Here is a 24,398-nt window from a genome sequence, read left to right as displayed (position 1 = left end):
CTGAACATGAGCCGTTATTTAATCACGTTTAATATGGATACCAATTGCCTAAAAGATAATTATCACGGCAATAACTATAATAATGCCTATTACGACATTAAAAACATGCTGTTAAAACACGGTTTTGAAAATATACAAGGCAGTGTTTATTTAGGCAATGAGGGGGTTAGTGAAGCGCACGGAACAATTGCAATTCAAGAACTCACGGCTAAATTTGATTGGTTTTATCATTGCACATCAAATATTAAATTTTACCGTTTAGAAAGTGATTTAAATGCGGATTTTATTGCGCAGCAAGTTTATGACGCTAAACAACGTTTTAATAAACGCTTAGCCTCTATCGAACAAGGCTTGATTGAAGCCGGATTAGATGAAACTAAAATTAAAGACATTCTGAGCAAGGAAGTTTTTGCACTGGAAGATATAAAATAATATGAAAATCACACACCAAAACTGCACTTTGGATTTATCTACGCCCCAAATTATGGGGATTTTGAATATTACGCCCGATTCATTTTCCGACAGCGGCAAATTTTATCAATTAGACAACGCGTTATTTCACGCCGAACAAATGTTGGCGGACGGCGCAACCATTATCGACATCGGCGGCGAATCGACCCGCCCGATGGCGGCGGAAGTCTCGTTAGAGGAAGAATTAAACCGTGTCGTACCGTTGGTGGACGCGGTACGGCAACGCTTTGATTGCTGGATCTCGGTTGATACCTCAAAAGCGCAGGTCATGCGTGAGGCGGCAAAGGTCGGCATGAATTTGATTAATGATATTCGTGCACTGACGGAAGAAAATGCGCTGCAAACCGCAGTGGAACTGGATATGCCGGTGTGTATCATGCATATGCAGGGACAGCCGCGCACCATGCAACATAATCCGCACTATCAGGACGTGGTGCAGGAAGTCTTAGATTACCTGTTGCAACGGGCGCAGGCGTGTATCAGCGCAGGGATTAAACCGGTGCACCTGATCCTTGATCCGGGTTTCGGTTTCGGCAAAAACGTGCGGCATAATTATCAGTTGTTGCAACAACTGAACCTTTTCTGTCAGTACGGTTATCCGGTGCTCGTCGGGCTGTCGCGCAAAAGCATGATCGGGCAGGTGTTGGATAAAGCGGTGGAACAGCGCATGGTTGGCAGCGTTGCCGCAACCTTACTGGCGGCGATTAACGGCGCAACGATTTTAAGAGTACATGATGTGGCGGCGATGTCCGACGCATTGAAGATTTGGCAGGCAATGCAAAACGCCTAAAATCAATAGAGGAAAAAACAATGGCAGAACGTAAATATTTCGGCACCGACGGCGTGCGCGGCAAAGTGGGCACATACCCGATCACCCCCGATTTCGCGCTGAAATTAGGCTGGGCGGCAGGCAAAGTCTTGGCAACCCAAGGCAGCCGTAAAGTGCTGATCGGCAAAGACACGCGCATTTCCGGCTATATGCTGGAATCGGCACTCGAAGCCGGTCTGACCGCCGCCGGTTTGTCGGCGGCATTTATCGGCCCTATGCCGACCCCGGCGGTGGCATATTTAACCCGCACTTTCCGTGCCGAGGCCGGGATCGTGATTTCCGCCTCGCATAATCCGTATTGGGACAACGGCATTAAATTCTTTTCCAGCAAAGGTACCAAATTGCCGGACGAAGTGGAAGCGGCGATTGAAGCCATGCTCGATCAACCGATGGATTGCGTCGAATCGGCGGAATTAGGGCGCGCCAGTCGTATCACCGATGCCGCCGGACGTTATATCGAATTTTGCAAAAGCACCTTTCCGGCACACCTTAGCTTGGAAAATTACAAAATCGTGGTCGATTGCGCCAACGGCGCGACTTACCATATCGCGCCAAATGTGTTGCGTGAACTGGGCGCGGAAGTGATTGAAATCGGTACCAAACCAAACGGCTTAAATATCAATGAAAAGTGCGGTGCGACCGATATTCATGCCTTGCGTGAAATCGTGTTGCAAGCCAAAGCCGATGTCGGCTTGGCTTACGACGGCGACGGCGACCGCCTGATGATGGTCGATCACAAAGGTAACGTCGTTGATGGCGATCAAATCCTGTTTATCATCGCACGCGAAGCGTTGCGCGCCGGAAAATTGTCCGGCGGCGTAGTCGGCACATTAATGAGCAATATGGCGTTGGAAGTGGCGTTGAAACAGCTTTCAATCCCGTTTGTGCGCGCCAATGTCGGCGACCGTTATGTGTTGGAACAAATGGAAGCGCACAATTGGAAATTTGGCGGCGAAAATTCGGGACATATCATCATTTTAGATAAAAACAGCACCGGCGACGGCATTATCGCCTCTTTGGAAGTGCTGGCGGCGATGGTACAACAAAAAATGTCGCTGAATGAATTGGCAAGTGCGGTCAAACTGTTCCCGCAAGTGTTGATTAACGTACGCTTTAGCGGCGGTGCAAACCCCTTGGAACACGACAGCGTGAAAGCGGTGGCGGCGGAAGTGGAAAAAGAATTAGACGGAAACGGTAGAATTTTATTAAGAAAGTCGGGCACAGAACCGTTAATCCGTGTTATGGTAGAATGCGCTGACGGAGAGCTTGCTCAACGCTCGGCAGAACGAATTGCGGAAACGGTGAAAAACGTATAACCGCTTGTTTACTTTTTAGTTTAATTTTACTTTAATTAGTGGGAAATATGATGAAAATGACTCAATCTTGGAAAAGTGTGGTATTTGGTGCCGTGTTAGCCGTCGCCGCCTTAAGTAGCAACGTTGCTTCAGCGGCACTGAAAGATGAAATGCGTACCATTGCCGGCAGTGCAACGGCGGCAATGAAAACCGATAACGCACAGGAATTTGTACAATCGTTACAAAAACTAAGCCAAGCGGCGGAAGCGGCAAAGCAATTTTTGCCTTATAAGCTGCACGATCAAGCCAAAGACAGCCCGGCAGTGCTGGATTATCAATCCGGCTTGCAACAGCTGGCTGATGTTTCCGCCGAAAGCGTAAAACTTGCTGAACAAGGCGACTTGGCACAAGCCAAAAAACACGCTGAAAAATTGCTCGAGTTACGTGATGAGTTTCATAAGAAATACAAGTAGCCTCGTGTTTACTAGGTTATTTTACGGATAAATTCCTTTTCTCCCTCCCCGTGCGGAGGGAGATCATCGCTGACGTTCATGTCAGGGTTTAAATCTTCCAATCCGCCCCCATCTATTAGCCTATCTCTATTTTTCATCTCAAAATTTGCTAGAATAGCCGAAACCATCGTATAAGGGGCTGATAATGCTTGATAACAAAAATTATATTCTTGATCTGACGGAACAAAATTTCAACGACGTGCTGCAACTGAGCCAACAATTCCCGTTGGTGTTCAGTTTTTATATGCCGGGACACCCACAGTCGGAAGAATTTACCGCACTTTTACAACGCATTGCCGATCAGCAACAGGGCGCATTTGTGTTGGTGAAAGTGAATTGCGAACAGCAACAGGCGATTGCGCGCCAATTCCAAATTCAAGCCGTGCCGACCACCTATCTGTTTAAAGACGGCGCGCCGATTGACGCCTTTCCGGGCGTGTTGAGCGAAGATGAGCTAAAGGTGCGCTTGAGCGTGATCCTGCCGAAAGAGGAAGAGATTAAATTCAACCAAGCGTTGGATTTCCTGCAAGCGGAAGCTTACGATCAAGCCTTGCCCTTACTGAAAGAGGCGTGGAATTTGTCCGATCATAAAAACAGCGATATTGCACTGTTGTACGCCGAAACCTATATTGCGATGAAAAATACCGAAGCGGCGAGCGAGATTTTGCAGCAGATCCCGATTCAGGATCGCGACAGCCGTTGGCAGGGCTTGCAGGCGCAGATTGAATTGTTGATCCAAGCGGCGGACACCCCCGAAATTCAACAATTGCAACAGGATTTCAGCCGTAACCCGAGTCCTGAAATTGCCTTGCAACTGGCGTTACAACTGCACCAAGCCGCACGCAACGAAGAAGCGTTGTCGCTGTTGCTCGGCTTTTTAAAACAAGATTTAAATGCCGCCAATGGCGAAGTGAAACAGCAATATTTGTCGATTTTATCGGCAATCGGCAGCAGCGATCCGCTTGCCAATCAATATCGCCGTCAGCTTTATTCGTTATTGTATTAATTTCGCTTATAATCACCGAACACATTATGTTAGGAGACATGGAATGACCGTTAAACATTGCAACTTATTGATTTTAGGTTCGGGGCCTGCCGGCTACACTGCGGCGGTGTATGCCGCGCGTGCCAATTTGAATCCGGTGCTGGTGACCGGCATGCAGCAGGGCGGGCAGCTCACTACCACTACCGAAATTGAAAACTGGCCGGGCGACTACGGCGACACCACCGGACCGGAATTAATGCAACGGATGTTGCAGCACGCGGAAAAATTCAATACCGAAATCGTGTTTGATCACATCAACAACGTCGATCTCACCAGCCGTCCGTTTAAACTGAACGGTGATGTGCAGCAATTTACTTGTGATGCCTTGATTATCGCCACCGGCGCGTCGGCAAAATATCTCGGTTTAGACAGTGAAGAAAGCTACAAAGGACGCGGAGTTTCCGCTTGCGCCACTTGCGACGGCTTTTTCTACCGCAACAAACCGGTTGCGGTGATCGGCGGCGGCAATACCGCGGTCGAAGAAGCGTTATATTTAGCCAACGTGGCTTCCGAAGTGCATTTAGTCCACCGCCGTGAGCAGTTCCGCAGCGAAAAAATCCTGTTGGATCGCCTGATGAAACGGGTGGAAGAGGGCAAAATCATATTGCACACCAACCGCACTTTGCAGGAGGTGTTGGGCGATGAGATGGGTGTTACCGGCGTGCGCTTGCAAGATACCCAATCGGCGCAAACCGAAGAGCTGAAACTGGACGGCGTGTTCGTCGCCATCGGACACTCGCCGAATACCGCACTTTTCGAGGGGCAACTGGCTTTGAACAACGGCTATATCGTGGTCAAATCCGGTTTGGAGGGCAATGCCACCGCCACATCGGTCGAAGGCGTATTTGCTGCCGGTGATGTGATGGATCACAACTACCGCCAAGCGATCACCTCCGCCGGAACAGGCTGTATGGCGGCGTTAGATGCGGAACGGTTTTTGGACGCACAGCAAAATTAACCGTATTTGATTCTCATCTTCCCTCTCTCCGCTTGCGGAGGGAGGTGTCCGTAGGACGGAGGGAGGCAAATTTATCAATATTTATTCTTCTATTTTCCCCTCCCTCCCCATTTTTCTCGCGAAAAATGGTACTCCCTCCGCATGCGGAGGAAGCGAAGATGACATTATCAAGCCATTGATTAAAAACTAGGATCACCCATGAATAAAACCCGTCAAAAAACGGTTGCCAAATGGTTGCGCCAGCAACAAAACATCATCAAACGTCCGCTTTACCTCAATGTGCTGCTCGGTTGTCTGAGTGCGGTGTTATTGGTCGGGCAGACTTGGCTGCTGGCGTTGATTTTAGACGGTTTTATTATGCAACAACTGGCGCGCGAGCAGTTTATACCCCACTTTGCGACGCTGTCGGCGATTTTTGCCGTGCGTGCGCTAATGTTATATCTGCGCGAAAAACTGGGTTTTTACAGCGGACAGCGGTTGCGTCAAGCGGTGCGCAAGCAGGTGCTGGATAAGCTGGCGGCTATCGGACCGGTGGCGATGAAAATCCACCCCGCAGGCACGTGGGCGACGATCGTGTTGGAACAAGTGGAAAATCTGCATAATTTCTACGCCCGTTATCTCAGCCAACAATTTTTGTCGCTGCTGGTACCGTTGATTATCTTAATCGCGGTCTTTCCGATCAACTGGGTTGCCGGATTAATCCTGCTGTTGACCGCACCGTTGATTCCGATTTTTATGGCATTGGTCGGGTTGAAAGCGGCGGAAACCAGCCAGCGCAATATCACGGTGTTAGGGCGGCTGAGCGGACAATTTTTGGATCGCTTGCGCGGTTTGGATACCCTGCGTTTATTCGGGCGCAGCGCACAGCAACAACAGAGTATGGGCGAGGCGGCAGACGAATTCCGCGAAAGCACGATGGACGTGTTGAAAATTGCGTTTTTGTCCTCTTCGGTGTTGGAGTTTTTCACCTCTATTTCGATTGCGCTGATGGCGGTTTATTTCGGTTTCAGCTATCTGGGGCAGCTCAGTTTCGGTTACGACGGCGTAACTCTCGCCTTATTCGTCGGTTTTTTCAGCTTGATTCTTGCGCCTGAATTTTACCAGCCGTTGCGCGATCTCGGCACATATTACCACGATCGTGCCGCCGCCATTGCCGCCGCCGATGCGATTGAAGCTTTCTTACGACAAGATTTTTTGTACAGTCAAAGCGAAAGTGCGGTGCAGACGGTTGAAAATCCGCTTTCATTGCAGGCGCGGGATTTGGAAATTCTCAGTCCGCAAGGGCAGCCGTTAAGCCAAAAACTCAATTTCAACTTAGCGGCAGGGCAAAATGTGGCGTTGGTCGGGCAGAGCGGCGCAGGCAAAAGTTCACTGCTCAATGTGCTGCTCGGCTTTTTGCCGTATCGCGGCAGTTTACAGGTCAACGGCGTTGAAATTCGTGATTTGGATCTTCACCAATGGCGACAAAAAATCGCGTGGGTCGGGCAAAATCCGCTATTATTAGCGACATCAATTCGTGAAAACGTGTTGCTCGGCAACCCGAATGCAACGGAAACCGAATTACAACAGGCGTTACAAGCGGCGTATGCCAGCGAATTTACCGATAAACTGGGCTTGGATTATCAAATTCAAGAGGGCAGTGCCGGTATTTCCGGCGGGCAGGCGCAGCGTTTGGCAATTGCCAGGGCGTTGTTGCGTAGTGCCGGTTTGTTGCTGTTGGACGAACCGACCGCCAGCCTTGACGCCCATTCGGAAAGTGCGGTCTTGGCAACCTTGCAAACCTTGAGCCGACGCCAAACCACGTTAATGGTGACTCACCGCATTGAAGATCTGCAACAGTGCGATCAAATTTGGGTAATGCGACAGGGTGAGATTTTACAACAGGGCGGTTTTAACGAACTGCGCCGACAGCCGGGTTATTTTGCTGATTTATTGGCGGAACGCCGGCACACGATTGAGTGACGGAGAGATTATGCGTGCGATTTTGCCTTTTTTAGCCATGTTTAAACATAATGCGTTGCGCTTAGTGTTCGGCGTAGTGCTGATGATGTGCGGCTTGGCGGCAAGTGTGGGCTTGCTCACCTTATCCGGTTGGTTCTTGGCGGCGGCATCCCTTGCCGGAGCGAATATATTATTTAACTTTTTCTACCCGTCGGCAGGGGTGCGCGGCTTGGCGATCGGGCGCACGGCGTTGCGTTATTTTGAGCGGATTGTCACCCATGACGCCACTTTCCGCGTGGTTGCGCGCTTGCGCATGACGGTGTTCCAAAAGTTGATTCCGCTTTCTCCGGCGGTGTTGGCGCGTTACCGCAACAGCGATTTATTGAACCGCTTGGTTGCCGATGTCGATACTCTCGACAGCCTGTATTTGCGCCTGCTTGCGCCGTTTATCAGCGCCGGCATGGTGATTTTATTTTTGTTCTTAGGTTTAAGCCTGATTGACCGCACTTTGGCTTTGATTTTGGCTTTAACCCTGTTCGGCTTGATGATCTTAATTCCGGCGGTGTTTTACCGTTTAGGCAAAAAATTCGGCGAACCGCTGACGGCGGAACGTGCCGCGTATCGGGTGCGTTTTATCGACTGGTTGCAAAATCAAGCGGAATTGCTGCTGTTTAACGTGGCGCAACCGCAACGGCAAAAACTGCAACACAGCGAGCAACAATGGCAGCGATTGCAAGCCAAAGAAGCCAATCTTAGCGGTTTGTCGGCGGCGGTGTTGCTGTTCGGCAACGGCTCGATTTTATTATTGATGTTATGGCTTGCCGGCGCGACGGATTTTGGCGACAGCCATTATCTGCGCCTTGCCAATATTGCGCTGTTCACCTTTTCCGCCTTGGCGGCTTTTGAAATTTTAATGCCGTTGGGTGCGGCGTTTTTGCGTTTGGGGCAGGTGATCAGCTCTGCCGAACGGGTCAATGAGATTATCGAACAGCAACCCTTGGTGGCATTTCACGGCGAGCGCGCGCATTCGGATTTAAGCCGGTCGTTACTAAGCAACCCATTGTTAAGTCTGCAAAATATCCGTTTTACTTATCCAAGTGCTTCATTGGAAACGCAAAGTGCGGTCTTGCGTGATCTGAACTGGCAAGTGGCGCAAGGGGAAAAAGTCGCCTTGCTTGGCAAAACCGGCAGCGGCAAATCCAGTTTGTTACAACTGATTCTGCGAAATTATGATCCGCAACAAGGTGCAGTGTGCTTAGGCGGTTATAATCTGACGGATTACAGCGAAGCCTTTTTGCGCCGACAAATCGCTTTTCTCAGCCAACGAGTGTATGTGTTTAGCGCCACCCTGCGTGATAACCTATTGTTGGCAAACGAACAGGCAAGCGATCAGCAAATGATCACGGTGCTGCAACAAGTCGGTTTAAGTCAATTGACCGAACAGGCGGAAAGTTTGGATCTTTGGTTGGGCGACGGCGGCCGTCCGTTATCCGGCGGTGAGCAGCGGCGGTTAGGCATTGCACGGATTTTATTGAGCGAAAGTGCGGTTATCTTACTCGATGAACCGACCGAAGGCTTGGATCGCGAAACCGAGCGGCAAGTGTTGCAACTGCTGTTACGGCATTGCCGGGACAAAACCCTGATTATGGTCACCCACCGTTTGACCGCACTTGAGCAGTTTGACCGCATTTGTGTAATGGACAACGGCGAATTGCAACAACAAGGCAGCTATGCCGAATTGGCGGCTGATCCACAGGGGCTGTTTTACCGTTTTGTGAATCGTTTGGCAGAATAATGAACAGAAGAAAGAGATCATCATAATGACGACAAAGCACGACAATTTTATTGAAACCGATCCGCAAGCGGAGATCGTAGCGCAAAGTGCGGAAATGCGCCGTTTGTTGCAGCAACTGAAACAGTTTGCCCAATCCGATGCGCCGCTGCTGATTCAAGGCGAGACCGGTACAGGCAAGGATCTGTTGGCTAAACTCTGTCATCAATGGGGCAACCGCCGCACAGAAAAATTTATTGCAGTGAACTGTGCCGGTTTGCCGCCGGAAGCGGCAGAACAAGAGATGTTCGGCGACAGCACCCACGGCAACCACAGCACCGGTTTTTTTGAGTATGCCAATCACGGCACGGTGTTATTGGATTCGATCAATGAATTGTCATTGGGCTTGCAAGCCAAATTATTGCGTTTTCTCAGCGATGGCAGCTATCGTCGTGTGGGCGAAGAACAGGAGCATTACGCCGATGTACGCGTGATTTGCACCTCGCAAAAACCGCTGGCGGAGTATGTCAAAAACGGCGAACTGCGTGAGGATTTGTATCACCGTTTAAATGTGCTCAGTCTCGATATTCCGCCGTTGCGCCAACATAAACAAGACATACCGCACTTGGTCGATTTTTTCTTGGTAAAGATTAGCCAACAGTTGAATATCAGCGTGCCGCAATACGATCAGGATTATCTGAATGCGCTGCAAAATCACGACTGGCGCGGCAATGTACGTGAGTTGTATAACTTACTGTATCGCAGTTGCGCTTCGTTAGGCGAGAAGCAAACATTATCCAAACCGCACTTTACTTCGGCCCCGCCAGCGCAGCGCACTGATCTTGAATTAAGCCAATTCGATGGCATGGACTGGGAGCAGATTATCGGGCAGTTTGAAAGTGAGCTGCTGCAAAAATTCTATCAACACTACCCGAGCACGCGCAAATTGGCACAACGCCTTGGCGTGTCGCACACCACTGTTGCCAATAAATTAAAACAATACGGTATCGGCAAATAAATTTTTGCATTATTCAGTTCTGCGTTGTCCGATATAGTACTATCATAAAATAGCTGTTATTGACATAAAATAAAAAACGGTTATATTGAAAAGCCAATGAAACAAATAGTGTAGAAAACGGTATTGAATATTAAGTTATGCGATAATTTAATTATTTAAAAAAATAAATAGGATATAACGACAACATATTAACCTGATATGAATGCTGACAGCGTACCCCCCTCACCTTCTTACTTTTTTAATCCTAGCGTGACACTAGCGATTGTATTTTTTATTTACCGCATTTTTTTACTTCAAAGGGAGAAATCATGGAAGTCTTGATTTTATTAGGACTTATTTTATTGAATGCTATTTTTGCCATGTCTGAAATTGCGTTGGTGACTGCCCGCAAAACACGTTTAAGCAAACTTGCCGAACAAGGCAATAATGCCGCAGCGACCGCACTTAAATTGGGTGAAGATCCGACGAGCTTTCTGTCCACTATTCAAATCGGAATTACCTCAATCGGTATTTTAAACGGTATCGTCGGTGAAGCCGTCTTTGCCGGTTCGCTATCGGCTTGGCTGCAATCTTTCGGTTTGGCGCTAAAAACAGCTAATATCACGGCAACCGCCGTTGTTGTTATTGTGATTACCTATCTCTCGATCGTGATCGGCGAGCTCGTGCCGAAACGTTTGGGGCAGATTAACCCCGAATCGATCGCTTGTCTGGTTGCGAAACCGATGCAGACACTGGCAGCTTTCACCCGACCTTTTGTTAAGTTGTTGTCGATCTCGACCCACGCATTATTAAAATTAATCGGCGTGAAGGAAAACCAAGTATCCAGCGTGACCGAAGAAGAGATTCACGCGATGTTAGAGGAGGGATCGGAAGCCGGCATTATCGAACAAAACCAGCATGAAATGGTGCGCAATGTTTTTCGGCTTGATGATCGTAAATTAGGCTCATTAATCATTCCGCGCTCGGAAGTGGTGTTTATTGATATTAAAAATGCGGCGGCAGATAATTTACAACTTTTAATTACTTCGGAATATTCCCGTTTTCCGGTCTGCGACGGCGGTTTGGATAAAATTTTAGGCGTTATTCACGCCAAGCAGGCGCTTATTTACATTGCCAGCGGGCAACCAATTGATTATTCGGCTAATTTGTCCCCTTGTATTTATGTGCCGGAAACCTTGACCGGCATGGAGCTGTTGGAGCAATTCAGACTGCAGAATATGCAGATGGCGTTCGTTATCGATGAATACGGGGAAGTGGAGGGCATTATTACCCTGCAAGATATTCTAGAAGCGGTGACCGGCGAATTTACCCCGAATAATGAAGCCGACGCTTGGGCGATTCAGCGTGAAGACGGCTCGTGGCTTTTAGACGGTACGATCCCGATTCCGGAAATGAAAGACCGCTTGGCGCTGAAAATATTACCGGAAGAGGATAAAGAATTATATTACACCCTCAGCGGCATGATTATGTTGCTGTTGGGGCGGATACCGAATACCGGCGATTATGTTGATTGGCAAGGCTGGCGCTTTGAAATTATTGATATGGATGAGAAACGGATCGATAAAATATTGGTCAGTCCGTTATCCTTAACCCAGGTATTGGCTTTTGATCCGCAAGATACGCCGTTGCCGAAAGAATAAAAAAACCGCACTTGGTTAGAGGAGTCCCAAGTGCGGTCAGCTTGCTAGTGCTGCTTTTTACGCCTTATTTTTTCTTCGCGTATTTCAGCGAGTCAATCGCTACCGCTAAGATAATAATGCTGCCTTTAATGATGTACTGCCAATATGGGTTGACACCGATGTAGGTTAAGCCGTAGTTGATGACGGTGAAGATTAATACCCCGGTTACCACCCCGATAACCGTGCCCACACCACCGGCGAAGGAAACCCCGCCGACCACACAGGCGGCAATCGCATCCAATTCGTACATAAAGCCGAGGTTGTTGGTGGCACTGCCGATACGACCGGCTTCCAACATCCCGCCGAAGGCGTAGAACATACCGGCGATCATGTAGATAACGACTAAGTTACGGGTCACGTTTACACCGGATACGCGCGCGGCTTCAGGGTTGCCGCCGATAGCGAAGATGTTTTTACCGAAGCGGGTTTTGTTCCACATAATCCAGACTAAGATAGTCGCAATGGTGGCGTAGATCGTAATGTATGACAGCCTAAACTTGCCGAATCGGAAATAGCCTTGTGCGAATTCGGAGAATGAAGCGGTGAAGCCGGCAATCGGCGAAGAACCGACCGCGTCATAATACAGCGAGTTGATACCATACACGATGATCATCGTACCCAAGGTGGCGATAAACGGCGTTACGTTTAATACTGCGATAATGAAACCGTTCATCAGGCCGATCACCGCACCGATGGCGCAGACGACTAAAATCACTAACGGAATTGGAATTTCAGCCATGTCCGGGAACACGCGGTTGACGTTATCCATCGCTTGCAGCAAGGTAGCGGAAACCACCGCAGCCAAACCGACCTGACGCCCGGCGGATAAGTCGGTGCCTTGTGTCACCAATAAACCGGCAACCCCAAGGGCGATAATCAATCGAACAGACGATTGGGTTAAGATGTTACTGAAGTTAATCAAACTCAAGAAGCTGGAGTCCTGAATGATGATGATCGACAATAAAATCAGTAATACGAAATAAATTGCATTTTGTTTGAGGAAATCAAGAGATTTGTTTTTTCCTAAGTCAGCCATGGTTTTATCCCTTCTCTTATTTTTTATAAATATTTAGCGGCAAGCTGTAAAATTTCTTGCTGCGATGTTTCTTTGGTGTTGACGATACCGGCGAGTTTGCCGTTGCTCATCACCATAATCCGATCGGTAATCCCTAACAGTTCCGGCATTTCGGAAGAAATAATGATAATGCCTTTGTCTTTTTGCGCCAGCTCCATAATCAATTGATAAATTTCATATTTAGCGCCGACATCAATCCCGCGTGTCGGTTCGTCCAACATCAGGATTTCCGGTTGGGTCAACAACCAACGTCCGATAATGACTTTTTGCTGATTTCCGCCGGAAAGCGAGCCGATATTGGTTTTATGCGATGGTGTTTTCACATTCATCGAATCGATAACCCATTGGGTGTCGCTTTTCATTTTAGTCGAACTCAGCAGTCCGAATTTGGACATATAGGATTTTATATTTGAAATCAGTGAATTAAATTCAATGCTTAAATTGGAATAAATCCCTGTGGAACGGCGTTCCTCGGTTACTAAAGCAAAACCGTTGTTGATTGCTTCAAGTGCGGTTTTATTGCGCATGACTTTGTCGTGTAGTTTGACCACACCGCTCTTTTTTTCGCGGATCCCGAAAATCGTTTCCACGATGTCGGTACGTTTTGCGCCCACCAGACCGGCAATGCCTAAAATTTCACCTTTATGTAGTTCAAAACTGATGTCTTGGATTGACGGCTGATTCAGTGCGGTCAGATTTTCAACGGTCAGAATCACTTCTTTCGGTTGGTTGATTTTCGGCGGGAAGCGTTGGGTCAGCTCACGTCCGACCATCATCGCGACGATACCGTCCATGGTTGCGCCTTTGACCGGAATGGTGTTAATCCATTTACCGTCGCGCAATACCGTGACTTCATCGCAAATTTTGAAAATCTCGTCCATTTTGTGCGAGATATAAATAATGCCGCAGCCACGTTCTTTCAGTTTTTCGATAATCGAAAACAGGTGGCTGACTTCTTTTTCGGAAAGCGAGGACGTCGGTTCGTCCATGATCACGATTTTGGCATTATAAGAGAAGGCTTTGGCGATTTCGATCATTTGCATTTGGGAAACGGAGAGTTTGCCCACTTTCATTTTCGGATCGATATCAATATCCAGTTCTTTAAAAATAGCTTGGGTGTCGTTATACATTTTTGTGTGATCGACCAACCCGGCTTTGGTCGGATAACGCCCCAACCAGAGATTGTCCATTACGCTGCTTTGTTTAACCAAGTTCAGCTCTTGGTGTACCATTGAAATTCCGTTTTCCAGCGCTTCTTTTGAGGTTTTAAAATTAACCGGCTTTCCAAGAAAAAGAATTTCGCCCTCGTCTTTGGCGTAAATACCAAATAGACATTTCAGTAATGTGGATTTTCCGGCTCCGTTCTCCCCCATCAGGGCGTGAACCGAATGTGATCGCACTGTCAAATTGGCATTGTCCAGCGCCTTTACGCCGGGAAAGGTTTTACTTACCCCTTTCATCTCCAACAGAACTTTACTTTCTGTTTGCACGGATTGCTCTACACTCATATCCAACCTCAAGCGAAAAAGGGGAGAGAGAATCTCTCCCCAAGATTACAACATATTATTTTAAGAAATTATCCAAATTGTCTTTGTCAACACCGACGTATGGAATACGGACGACACGGTTTTCCAATTTCCATTCGGTACCTTCGGCAGCATCTTTACCATTTGCCAAGTTGTCAGCCAATTGCACCACTGCTTTTGCCTGGTTTACGCCGTCGTTTAATACGGTACCGGCAATCGCACCGGATTTAACCAGTTGCAATACTTCCGCCAAGGCGTCAACCCCGAAAATCGGCAGTTTTTTACCGTGGGATTTGGTTGCTTCTAGGGCGCCCATTGCCATACCATCGTTGTTGGCGATGATCATTTCAATGGTGTTGGCATGCGGGCCGGATAACCATGCGTCAGATTTGTCTTTCGCCATTGCCGCGTCCCACATACCGGTGTCGATGTACAGTTGTTCGGTTTGAATGCCTTGATTGTTCAGTTCTTTGATAACAAACTCGGTACGCGCTTCGGCATCCGGATGTCCCGGTTCGCCTTTCAGCAACACATATTGGATTTTACCGTCTTTGTTTAAATCCCAAGCCGGATTGGCTTTCCACTGTTTGGCGATCAAGTCACCTTGGATCACGCCGGATTCTTTCGGCTCAGTGCCCACATAGTAGGCTTTATCGTAGCTGTTGATCGCCGCTTGGCCCGGATCTTTATTGAAGAATACCACCGGGATATCTTCTTCAGAGGCTTTTTTGATAATGGTCGGTGCCGCCGCCGGGTCAACCAAGTTGATAGCCAAGGCTTTTACGCCTTTGGAAATCAATACGTCCACCTGATCGTTTTGAATGGATTGGGCATTTTGTGAATCGTTCATCAATAACTCGATGTCTTTCAATGCTTCGGCTTCTTTTTCAATTTCCTGACGCATGGTGGACATAAAGTTATCGTCGTATTTGTAGATAGTTACACCGATACGATTGGCGGCTTGCGCAGACGTTGCTGCAATACCTAATCCGACAGCCAATGCAACAGAAGTCAATACGGTTTTTTTCATGGTAATTCTCTCCATCTTTGCTATATAAAGATAAATGCCATCGGTTTTGCTGCAACCGATACTTAGAGTATTATCTGCTTTGAGCGATAATGTCAGGGTATAGGATACTCAAGCTGTCTTTAAAAGTATGTGATCCTATTCACATTATGAAAACGATTACATAATTTAATTAAAAAATATGTGGCGTGGATCACAATTTCATTCCAAATTAAATGGACTTGACCGAGAAACGTTTCACCAGGGTCGGGTTGAAAGTGATATTTTCCGGTGACGCCACTTCTTTATTGACTAAACTGAGTGCCAGTTCCGCCGCATAACTTGCCATTAAATCAATTGGATACCTAATAGTGGTCAGTTTCGGCACTAAGTAACTGGCGATCGGCATATCGTCAAATCCGATAATCGAAAATTGGTGGGGCACTTTGATGTTGTTTTCATTCAAGATCGATATTGCGCCCGCCGCCATGGAATCATTGTAACAAACCAACGCCGTCAGATTGGAGTTGTAACTCAATAGTTTGATCATCGCTTCTTCGCCGCCTTGATAATCGGGAGAGGAATTGGCGATGGCATGATAACAGAGCGGGAGTTGGTTATCGGATAACGCTTTTAAATAACCGCACTTACGCTCGCTTTCGTCATTAATATGATGGTTGGAGCCGATATAACCGATGTGACGGTGTCCATGTTGAATCAAGGTGGTGGTCGCCAAGTAAGTGCCTTTTTCATTGTCCAAGGCAATGCAACGGTGTTCAAAACCGGGAATCGTACGGTTAATAATCACCATGCCCGGATGGTGGCTTAAGTAGTCTTGCAACATCTCGTCGCTCAGGGCTTTGGCGTGGACGACCAAAGAATTACAGCGTTTTTTTAACAATAGATCAATCGCTTGCTTCTCTTTTTCCAAATCATGATAACCGATACCGATCAAAATATTGCGCTTATGTTTAGCGGCGACTTGATCAACCGATTTCACCAAAATGGCAAAAAACGAATCGGTTACATCGGTCACTACCACACCGATGGTATCATTGCTTTGCGAGGCGAGAGCCTGCGCATTGGCATTGGGATAATAACCGAGTTGTTGCACCGCGCTTAATACCGCTTCACGGGTTCTTTCCGTGATGGAAGGGTGATCATTCAACACGCGCGAAACTGTCGCCACTGAAACATTGGCGTGTTTTGCCACATCACGAATCGTCACCATTTTTACTATCCTCACATCAGATTAATTGAAACCGTTTCCTATCATACGCCATTTTTTTATTTTCCGAGAGTAAACGGCAAAGTATTTAGGCGTTTTGTGATCTAATTAACGGTTTGTTTGCTGGATTATGCTATATTTAACGCCGATAATGTAACCGATTACATTTTATTTGAATATAAATAAATAGGTGAATTGAGATGAATAGTGTAAATTTTGATCCGACGGAACACCCGCATCGCCGCTATAACCCATTGAAAGATGAATGGATTTTGGTTTCCCCTCACCGCGCCAAACGTCCTTGGAGTGGGCAGAGTGAAAAATTGGAAACTCATCAGTTACCGCAATATGATGAAAACTGTTTCTTGTGCCCGACTAACAAGCGGATTTCCGGCGCAGTCAATCCGGACTACAAGCATACCTATGTTTTCCCGAATGATTTTGCCGCTTTAATGACCGATAGTCCCGACGCGCCGCCGAGTGACAACCCGCTGTTTCAAGTGATGGGCGTGCGCGGTTTGAGCCGTGTCATCTGTTTTTCACCGGATCACAGCAAAACCTTGCCGGAATTGAGTGTGCCGGAATTACGCCAAATTGTGGAAACCTGGAACGAGCAAATCGAAGAATTAGGCAAAGATTATCTTTGGGTGCAAGCCTTTGAAAATAAAGGTGAAGCGATGGGCTGCTCACAGCCGCACCCACACGGGCAAATTTGGGCGAACAGTTTTTTACCGAACGAAATCGCCACCAAAGAACGCAATTTATTGAAATATTACCAACAATACGGCAGCAATCTGCTGTTGGATTATGTCAATGCCGAGCAAAAAGACGGCAGCCGTACTGTGGTTGAAACGGAGTTTTGGCTTGCCGTCGTGCCGTATTGGGCGGCATGGCCGTTTGAAACCATGCTGTTGCCGAAAATGCCGGTAAAACGCATGAATGAACTTACGGACGCACAACGTGATGATCTTGCCTTGATAATTCAACAATTGACTATTCGCTACGATAATCTGTTTGAATGCCCGTTCCCGTATTCAATGGGCTGGCATTATGCACCGTTTTTCCAAGACGGACGCAATTTGGATCACTGGCAGTTGCACGCCGTGTTCTATCCGCCGTTATTACGCTCTGCCACCGTGCGAAAATTTATGGTCGGTTATGAAATGCTGGCGGAATCACAACGGGATTTGACGGCTGAGCAAGCCGCCGCACGGTTGGCGGCACTAAGCGATATTCATTACAAAGCAAAATAAGAAAGGAGATGAAGACATGCTTTTACCACAGCAACAAGCACAAAAAGAATTTATCGAGCAATTTGAGTATCAACCCGAACTGTTGGTTTATGCGCCGGGGCGGGTGAACATTATCGGCGAACACACCGATTATAACGACGGTTTCGTGATGCCTTGTGCGATTGATTACGGCACGGCAATCAGCGGTGCGAAACGCGAAGACAATATTTTCCGAGTGTATGCGGCGGATTTGCGACAATGGGACGAATTTGATTTAAGCCGACCGATTGAACCGCACTTGCAGGCGGACGGCGAGTATAAATGGACCGGTTATGTACGCGGAGTGGTGAAATATATACAAGAAAAATGTCCCGAGTTTAAGACCGGGGCGGATTTGGCGATCAGCGGCAATGTACCGCTTTCCTCCGGTTTAAGCTCCTCAGCCGCGTTGGAAGTGGCGACCGGAAAATTCTGTCAAGTATTGGGCGGATTGGCGTTAAGCCATGTTGATATTGCGCTGATCGGACAAAAAGCGGAAAACCGTTTCGTCGGTTGCCAGTGCGGCAATATGGATCAGTTGATTTCGGCGTTAGGACAAAAAGATCATCTGTTAAAAATCGACTGCCGCAGTTTGGAAACCGAAGCGGTGCCGGTGCCGCAAGGTGTGGCGGTGATGATCGTCAATTCCAATGTGAAACATGATCTGGTGGCGGGCGAATACAACAGCCGCCGCCAGCAATGCGAACAAGCGGCGGCATTCTTCGGCGTGAAAGCGTTGCGCGATGTTTCGATTGCGCAGTTTAAGGCGTTGGAAGAGGAATTGACCGCACTTGACCCGATTGTCGCCAAGCGTGCGCGGCATATTGTTACCGAAAACCAACGGGTGTTGGATGCGGCGGCAGCGTTGAAAAACGGCGATTTACAGCAACTGGGCGTATTGATGGGACAATCGCATGATTCAATGCGCGATGATTTCGAAATCACCGTGCCGGAAGTGGATTACTTGGTGGAATTGGCGCAGCAAGTGATTGGTAACAGCGGCGGCGCACGTATGACCGGTGGCGGCTTCGGCGGCTGTATCGTCGCGTTGGCGCCGGAAGATAAAATCGACGCGGTGCGCCGCCAGATTGCCGGGCATTATCATAAACGCACCGGCTTGAAAGAAACCTTCTATGTTTGCCATGCCTCGGCCGGAGTCAGTGTTTTATGATCAATATTTACAATGCAGAATTAGCCCCGGACGGCAAACCGTTTCAGGTGGTGGCGTTGGCGAATAGGCGGGGAATGCGGGTTCGCTTTACCGACTGGGGGGCAACGTGGCTCTCCTGTCAAATTCCGATTGGCGGAAGCTTGCGTGATGTCGTCTTGGGGTGTGAAAACTTACAACAGCACAGTGCACAAGGGGCTTATTTGGGCGCAACGGTCGGGCGTTTCGCCAACCGTATTGCCAATGCCGCTTTTCACTTAAACGGTAAAGATTATCCGCTGGCTGCTAACCAGCAAGGCAAGCACCAATTGCACGGCGGTTCACAGGCATTCGATAAACGCCGTTGGCAGATTTTAAGTCATGATGATAACCAAATTGAGTTCGGGCTACATTCGGCTGATGGCGATCAGGGTTTTCCCGGCACAGTGCAGGTCAAAGTGCGCTATCAATTGCGTGACGATAATGCGTTGTTGGTTATTTTTAACGCCGAAACGGATCAAGACACGCCGCTAAATCTCACCAACCACGCTTATTTCAACCTCGACGGCGAAAGTGCGGATCAAACCGCACTGCAACATCAGTTAAGAATCAACGCCGATTATTATCTACCGGTGGATAGCGAAGGTATCCCGAAAGCACCGCTAAAATCGGTGGCAAACAGCGGTTTTGATTTCCGTAGCGCCAAAACAGTTGTGCAAGATTTCTTAAACGACAGCGATCAACAGCTGGTTGCCGGCTATGATCACGCGTTTTTACTCAAACAACCGGGGTTAAATGCCGAGGCGCAAGTGGAACTGCGTTCAAGCAACGGTGATTTATGCTTGAAAGTCTTCACTGATCAGCCGGCGATCCAAGTGTACAGTGGCAACTTCCTCGCCAATACGCCAAACCGCCTCGGCTCAACTTACGCCAACCACGCCGGCATTGCCCTTGAAACCCAAGCCCTGCCCGACACCCCGAATCACCCCGAATGGTTTAAATACGGCGGAATCAGTAAAGCCAACGAGCCTTATCACAAAACCACCGTGTTTTTATTTGAGACGAACTAACGTTTATTCGAGGCGAATTAACCACAACCGCACTTTGCAATTAACATGTAAAGTGCGGTTTTTTATATACATTAGGCTGTATTTTAAAGTAGTACAGGTAAAAATATGAGCTGGTTCAAATTATTGAAATTACAAATCTGTAAAAAGATAATTTATATCGTATTTTAAGTATGATGTGCTCATTATCTTATTAGAAAAGGAGTTGAAATGGATACGAATTTATTAAATGCCTCTGCCCGGGTAGCATTGGTTGCACTTCTGCACGATTTAGGTAAATTTGCACAACGGGCAAAGATTGAGATACCAAAAGATTATCTCGCTGCTCATTTTAATTTCAATAAGGAAGGGCAGTATCATTCTCATCAGCACGCAGCTTATACTGGGTGGGCGATAGATTTACTTGAGCGTCGTCTTCCTGATTTAATTCAAGACGATGTATTTCCTTTTGCAAATCGCAGTGATAAGAATAATGATATTACAGACTCAATGATTAATGCCGCAGCGGCACACCATAAACCAGATACCTTTTTGCAATGGGTGGTGGCGACGGCAGATCGCGTGGCTTCGGGTTTTGAAAGAGAAACGTTTGAACAATATAATCAGGCAAAAGAAAATGGTGAAAGTCGTCGTGAACAAAAAAATCATTATCAAGCGCGTTTATTCAGTTTGTTAGAGCAAATATCATTCACTTCGGAGAAAAAGGATAAAAACGACTATTGCTATCCGTTAAAACCACTTTCTGCCAAGACGATTTTTCCAGTAATGCGGCAAGGATATGAGCCCTCTGAAAATAGTGTAGCGCAAAAAGAGTACCATGCTTTATGGAATGCCTTTTTACAAGGATTAGAACAGATTCCGCATTCACACCGTCAGTCTTGGTCTTTGTGGCTCGATCATTTTGATAGTCTTTGGCAAAGTTATACTAGCGCGATTCCGTCAGCGACCGCATTTGGTGTTAAACCCGAAGTGTCATTATACGACCATTCTAAAACTACAGCGGCAATGGCGACCGCACTTTGGCGTTGGCACCATGAAAACGGACAAATCGATGGGGAAGCCGCAAAATCACTGAAAAATCGAGAAATTAGCTGGGGGCAAGATAAGTTCTTATTAATCCAAGGTGATTTTTTTGGTATTCAGGATTTTATTTTTGCTTCGGGTAGTGAAACTAATAAACAAGCGGCAAAGTTACTGCGTGGACGCTCATTTCAAGTTTCGCTATTTTCTGAGTTAGCTGCTCTTAAAGTACTACAGGCTTGCGAATTGCCAAGTACAAGTCAAATCACCAATGCGGCAGGTAAGTTTTTAATTGTTGCACCGAATACGGAAAAAATACGAAGTGCGGTGAAACATCAACCCCAATGCGAATTCAACGCAACGGACATCCATTATCTGCGGATGAACTGCATATTGAACGCTTAATAATTGGCTTGGCAAAGCGGTTGGTATTGCTCACCGAATTTCATACTACAGAGACATTGCAACTGGATTTTAATGGGTTGAAACAGCACATTGACAACATATCGGATCATAAACGGCTGCGTTGGCGAGATTGGACAAGATTTTCGTCAAGACAACAGCAAACCATGCAATTAGGTGGTTTAGTGGGGGAATGGCAATTGAATCGGGTTTCATCGCGGGTTGCTCAATTACTTTATTTAGGACAATGGCTACACGTGGGAAAAAATGCGTCTTTTGGTTTAGGAAAATACCAAATTACAAATTTGTAATTTTGCCGACTAAGCAAAAATTACCTTATGCTAGGCTTTCTATTAATAACATAAGGTAATTAACATTTAAAATATGGCAACATGGTTTATTTCCCGTCATCAAGGGACAGTGGAGTGGATGAAACAACAGCCGATTATGGTGGATCATTGGGTTAGCCATTTAGAGGTTGGGCAGATCCAAGCAGGGGATATTGTGATGGGCACATTACCGCTCCATTTAGCTGCACAAGTGTGTCAAAAAGGGGCTAAAGTTTATTTTTTGTCGCTAAACGTGCAAGAACATCAGCGTGGGAAAGAATTAACGAGAGAACAACTTAATCAGCAATCTTGCCGATTAATGCCTTTTTATGTGAAAGCATTAGAACAGTAAAAATTAATTCAGGAGAAAATGATGGCCGCAAAATATGATATTCACTTTTGTTTAATTTCAGTACAAGCAGCCGCCAATTTACTACCGATCTTAGATCCGCAATTTAAACCGAAAAAAGCGGTTTTTTTGGTTTCCAACAAGATGAAAGAACAAGCCAAATTTCTTAAAAACACCGTTGAAAAATTAGGTGTGAATGTTGTTTTAGAAAATCTTGCCGATATATTTGAATTTGCAGAGCTTGAAGATCGTATTGCAGATATTGTTTCGCAATATGAAAGTGAGGATATTGCGCTGAATGTAACGGGTGGCACAAAACTGATGGCAATAGCTGCTCAAAATGTATTTTCAATGGCAGATAAACCGATTTTTTATATGGACACCGATAAAAATCGCATTGTTTTTGTATCCCAATCAGCAGAGAAAAAACGAATGGCTGATATTCATCTCTCAACTAAAATCACCATGGAAAACTATTTGATGGCATATGGGCATTCGGTGGTGTCTGAGCAAAAATTAGCAGTGAATGAATCTGAATTAGATTTGGTTAAGGAATTTATTCACTATTATGATCGCTATCGAAATCTCATTCCTCAATTAAATGGTATTGCAAGCCGTTCTGAAAATTCAGGCTACAAAACCGCACTTGAGCATAAAGAACTTAAACAAAATGGCTTAACCGACTTCTTATTTGAACTGCATGATGAAGAGATAATTGCATTTGATGGGGAGCGTGTCAATTTCAAAAATAAAGCAACCAAGGAAAAACTCAATGGCGGTTGGTTAGAAGAAGTGGTATTTAGTGAGCTTAAAAATATCAATAAAGTACAAGATATTTCACTGAATTTGGAAGTGGGAAATACCAATTACAACCCGAATAAATCAACGTGGGATGAAAAAAATAAAGGCAATAAAAATGAGTTTGATGTGGTGTTCATTGCCAATAATAAATTACATATTGTAGAGTGCAAAACCGCTATAATGCAGAGTAAAAAATCAGCGGATAAACCTGAAAGCATTCTCTATAAACTGGAAGCACTCAAAGATTATGGCGGTTTGATGACGAAAAAATGTTTAGTCAGTTATTTCGAACTGAATGAAGCCGATCGAAATCGTGCAAAAGAACTTAAAATCGAAGTGATTCATGGAAAAGAATTGCAACAGTTGAAAAGTAAAATTCAAAATTGGATAGGAAAATAATGAGCCAGATTAAGAAAAATATACTGCTTTCAGTCACTGGAATGTCCCCGGCGGTGATCACGGAAACACTTTATGCGTTAGTTACGGAGAAAAAATTTATCCCAACAGAATTGCATGTGATTACTACCTTGCCGGGCAAAGAGGAGATTATGGATGCGTTGCTTGGGATTGAAGGCGGGCGTAAAAAGGCGGAAGGTGCATTGGCTGAGTTTTGTGCAGATTACCATTTGCCAGCCATCCATTTTGATGAAAGCTGTATTCATGTTATTCAAAATAGTGAAAATATGGATTTAACTGATATTCGCACGCCTGAAGAAAATAAATTAGCTGCGGATCAAATTGTTGGTTTGGTGAGTGAATTTTGTCAGCGACAAGATACCGCACTTCATGCTTCGATCGCAGGCGGGCGCAAAACGATGGGCTTTTTCTTAGGCTATGCGTTGTCATTGTATGGGCGTGAACAGGATTCGCTTTCCCATGTTTTGGTGGAAGAGCGTTATGAAAATTTGCCAACATTTTTCTATCCAAAACCGAATACACATATGATCAATGATCTCGAGGGGATAGAAATTGATGTGTCACAGGCAAAAGTGATGTTAGCCGAAATTCCTTGGGTGCGGCTTGGTTTAGGCGTGCCTGACGGCTTATTGCGAAGCCATTTATCTTATAGTCAATCGGTTGAGAAAGCACAAAATGCCTTGCAAACGCCAACAATCACCTTTTTAACGCCAATTGATGATCGAAAAGTGCGCTTTGGTTGTGAAATATTACGTCTATCACCGCGTGGCTATGCTTTATTACTTTCATTATGTTTATTTAAAAAACGGGGTTTATCCTATCAATATGAAAGCCCTGATGAAAATAAGATACAGAAAGTTATTGATCTTTATATGGTTATTCTAAAATCTGTGGGCAATGAAAGTACTCGTCTAGGCGAGGATTTTAAAAGTTTACTTTCTGAATCAAAAACGGATATCACTAAAAAATATAAAGCGGCAATTGGGCTAAATAATAATTCTAAAAATGTACCTTATATACCATCGTCTAAATCCCGGTGTTATACACTGGGGGTTGAAGCAGAACATATTGATTTAACTGCGATTGAAGCAGAGATTAAAGCCTGCCGGTTCCCTATCCCCGTGGCTCAAGATTAGCCTATCTTATAGATTGGATGTTTTAAGGAAGATAGGTAATATTTTCCTTTTTTATTTTTCCATTCTTGGATTTTTATTATCATCTATTACAGATTTGTAATACCC

At 46.2% G+C, this 24,398-nt stretch carries 22 protein-coding genes; 18 read left to right on the top strand and 4 right to left on the bottom strand.

All coding sequences use genetic code 11. The features are described 5' to 3' along the window. The first annotated feature begins 6 nt into the window (after nucleotides 1-6). The 10 genes from ACWA5Z_RS12915 (at nucleotide 7) to ACWA5Z_RS12870 (ending at nucleotide 11,480) form a co-directional block, all read left to right on the top strand. Nucleotides 7-432 carry a VapD gene (locus ACWA5Z_RS12915; protein ID WP_431053011.1) on the top strand — a complete coding sequence of 142 codons (426 nt, stop codon included), beginning with the start codon at nucleotides 7-9 and terminating at the stop codon, nucleotides 430-432. A gap of 1 nt (nucleotide 433) precedes the next feature. Then, nucleotides 434-1,261, top strand: a complete 828-nt coding sequence (folP, locus tag ACWA5Z_RS12910) for a dihydropteroate synthase (protein ID WP_431053009.1) — start codon at nucleotides 434-436, stop codon at nucleotides 1,259-1,261. A 20-nt stretch (nucleotides 1,262-1,281) separates the two neighbouring features. Beyond that, nucleotides 1,282-2,616, top strand: a complete 1,335-nt coding sequence (glmM, locus tag ACWA5Z_RS12905; RefSeq protein ID WP_431053007.1) for a phosphoglucosamine mutase — start codon at nucleotides 1,282-1,284, stop codon at nucleotides 2,614-2,616. Nucleotides 2,617-2,663: 47 nt separating this feature from the next. Then, complete coding sequence (locus tag ACWA5Z_RS12900) at nucleotides 2,664-3,068, top strand: cytochrome b562 (RefSeq protein ID WP_431053005.1); 405 nt, start codon at nucleotides 2,664-2,666, stop codon at nucleotides 3,066-3,068. A 184-nt stretch (nucleotides 3,069-3,252) separates the two neighbouring features. Next, entirely contained in the window at nucleotides 3,253-4,113 is an 861-nt protein-coding gene (locus ACWA5Z_RS12895; RefSeq protein ID WP_431053003.1) for a co-chaperone YbbN, read from the top strand. A 43-nt stretch (nucleotides 4,114-4,156) separates the two neighbouring features. After that, nucleotides 4,157-5,110 (top strand): thioredoxin-disulfide reductase, encoded by a 954-nt coding sequence (gene trxB, locus ACWA5Z_RS12890; protein WP_431053001.1) that lies wholly within the window; start codon nucleotides 4,157-4,159, stop codon nucleotides 5,108-5,110. A gap of 198 nt (nucleotides 5,111-5,308) precedes the next feature. Further along, nucleotides 5,309-7,072: a heme ABC transporter permease/ATP-binding protein CydD gene (cydD, locus tag ACWA5Z_RS12885; RefSeq protein WP_431052999.1), complete on the top strand. Its 1,764-nt coding sequence runs from the start codon at nucleotides 5,309-5,311 to the stop codon at nucleotides 7,070-7,072. 10 nt (nucleotides 7,073-7,082) lie between these two features. Next, nucleotides 7,083-8,846: a heme ABC transporter ATP-binding protein/permease CydC gene (gene cydC / locus ACWA5Z_RS12880; RefSeq protein WP_431052997.1), complete on the top strand. Its 1,764-nt coding sequence runs from the start codon at nucleotides 7,083-7,085 to the stop codon at nucleotides 8,844-8,846. A 25-nt stretch (nucleotides 8,847-8,871) separates the two neighbouring features. Further along, a complete protein-coding gene (locus tag ACWA5Z_RS12875) occupies nucleotides 8,872-9,840 on the top strand; it encodes a sigma 54-interacting transcriptional regulator (protein WP_431052995.1) in 969 nt (322 codons plus the stop codon). A gap of 308 nt (nucleotides 9,841-10,148) precedes the next feature. Continuing rightward, a complete protein-coding gene (locus ACWA5Z_RS12870) occupies nucleotides 10,149-11,480 on the top strand; it encodes a hemolysin family protein (protein WP_431052993.1) in 1,332 nt (443 codons plus the stop codon). Between the two features lie 64 nt (nucleotides 11,481-11,544). Here ACWA5Z_RS12870 and mglC read toward each other — a convergent pair whose 3' ends face one another. The 4 genes from mglC to ACWA5Z_RS12850 form a co-directional block, all read right to left on the bottom strand. Next, nucleotides 11,545-12,555 carry a galactose/methyl galactoside ABC transporter permease MglC gene (gene mglC, locus ACWA5Z_RS12865; RefSeq protein ID WP_431052991.1) on the bottom strand — a complete coding sequence of 337 codons (1,011 nt, stop codon included), beginning with the start codon at nucleotides 12,553-12,555 and terminating at the stop codon, nucleotides 11,545-11,547. A gap of 23 nt (nucleotides 12,556-12,578) precedes the next feature. Beyond that, nucleotides 12,579-14,102 carry a galactose/methyl galactoside ABC transporter ATP-binding protein MglA gene (gene mglA, locus ACWA5Z_RS12860; RefSeq protein ID WP_431052989.1) on the bottom strand — a complete coding sequence of 508 codons (1,524 nt, stop codon included), beginning with the start codon at nucleotides 14,100-14,102 and terminating at the stop codon, nucleotides 12,579-12,581. Between the two features lie 55 nt (nucleotides 14,103-14,157). Further along, complete coding sequence (mglB, locus tag ACWA5Z_RS12855; protein WP_431052987.1) at nucleotides 14,158-15,150, bottom strand: galactose/glucose ABC transporter substrate-binding protein MglB; 993 nt, start codon at nucleotides 15,148-15,150, stop codon at nucleotides 14,158-14,160. 208 nt (nucleotides 15,151-15,358) lie between these two features. Beyond that, the gene (locus ACWA5Z_RS12850) at nucleotides 15,359-16,357 is read right to left on the bottom strand and encodes a substrate-binding domain-containing protein (RefSeq protein ID WP_431052985.1); all 999 of its coding nucleotides are present in this window, start codon (nucleotides 16,355-16,357) and stop codon (nucleotides 15,359-15,361) included. Nucleotides 16,358-16,554: 197 nt separating this feature from the next. On the opposite strand from ACWA5Z_RS12850, the gene ACWA5Z_RS12845 reads away from it, so the two are divergent. The 8 genes from ACWA5Z_RS12845 to csm6 all read left to right on the top strand — a co-directional run bounded on the left by ACWA5Z_RS12845 (nucleotide 16,555) and on the right by csm6 (nucleotide 24,293). Continuing rightward, on the top strand, nucleotides 16,555-17,607 hold the full coding sequence (locus tag ACWA5Z_RS12845) for a UDP-glucose--hexose-1-phosphate uridylyltransferase (protein WP_431052983.1): 1,053 nt from the start codon (nucleotides 16,555-16,557) through the stop codon (nucleotides 17,605-17,607). 16 nt (nucleotides 17,608-17,623) lie between these two features. After that, the gene (galK, locus tag ACWA5Z_RS12840; protein WP_431052981.1) at nucleotides 17,624-18,796 is read left to right on the top strand and encodes a galactokinase; all 1,173 of its coding nucleotides are present in this window, start codon (nucleotides 17,624-17,626) and stop codon (nucleotides 18,794-18,796) included. Beyond that, nucleotides 18,793-19,842 carry a galactose-1-epimerase gene (galM, locus tag ACWA5Z_RS12835; RefSeq protein ID WP_431052979.1) on the top strand — a complete coding sequence of 350 codons (1,050 nt, stop codon included), beginning with the start codon at nucleotides 18,793-18,795 and terminating at the stop codon, nucleotides 19,840-19,842. The genes galK and galM overlap by 4 nt, the downstream gene beginning before the upstream one ends. A 207-nt stretch (nucleotides 19,843-20,049) precedes the next feature. Beyond that, the gene (gene cas10 / locus ACWA5Z_RS12830) at nucleotides 20,050-21,264 is read left to right on the top strand and encodes a type III-A CRISPR-associated protein Cas10/Csm1 (protein WP_431052977.1); all 1,215 of its coding nucleotides are present in this window, start codon (nucleotides 20,050-20,052) and stop codon (nucleotides 21,262-21,264) included. Continuing rightward, nucleotides 21,204-21,572: a CRISPR system precrRNA processing endoribonuclease RAMP protein Cas6 gene (cas6, locus tag ACWA5Z_RS12825; protein ID WP_431052975.1), complete on the top strand. Its 369-nt coding sequence runs from the start codon at nucleotides 21,204-21,206 to the stop codon at nucleotides 21,570-21,572. Before cas10 ends, cas6 begins: the two co-directional genes overlap by 61 nt. A gap of 73 nt (nucleotides 21,573-21,645) precedes the next feature. After that, complete coding sequence (gene csx16 / locus ACWA5Z_RS12820; protein ID WP_431052973.1) at nucleotides 21,646-21,942, top strand: CRISPR-associated protein Csx16; 297 nt, start codon at nucleotides 21,646-21,648, stop codon at nucleotides 21,940-21,942. An 18-nt stretch (nucleotides 21,943-21,960) separates the two neighbouring features. Continuing rightward, nucleotides 21,961-23,139, top strand: coding sequence for a Card1-like endonuclease domain-containing protein (locus tag ACWA5Z_RS12815; protein WP_431052971.1), 1,179 nt, complete (start codon nucleotides 21,961-21,963; stop codon nucleotides 23,137-23,139). Then, nucleotides 23,139-24,293: a CRISPR-associated ring nuclease Csm6 gene (csm6, locus tag ACWA5Z_RS12810; protein ID WP_431052969.1), complete on the top strand. Its 1,155-nt coding sequence runs from the start codon at nucleotides 23,139-23,141 to the stop codon at nucleotides 24,291-24,293. The genes ACWA5Z_RS12815 and csm6 overlap by 1 nt, the downstream gene beginning before the upstream one ends. The last annotated feature ends 105 nt before the right edge of the window (nucleotides 24,294-24,398 follow it).

Source organism: Testudinibacter sp. P80/BLE/0925 (assembly GCF_053570785.1).
Note: the sequence above shows the minus strand (reverse complement) of the source record. Positions and strands in the feature narration are given on the sequence as shown.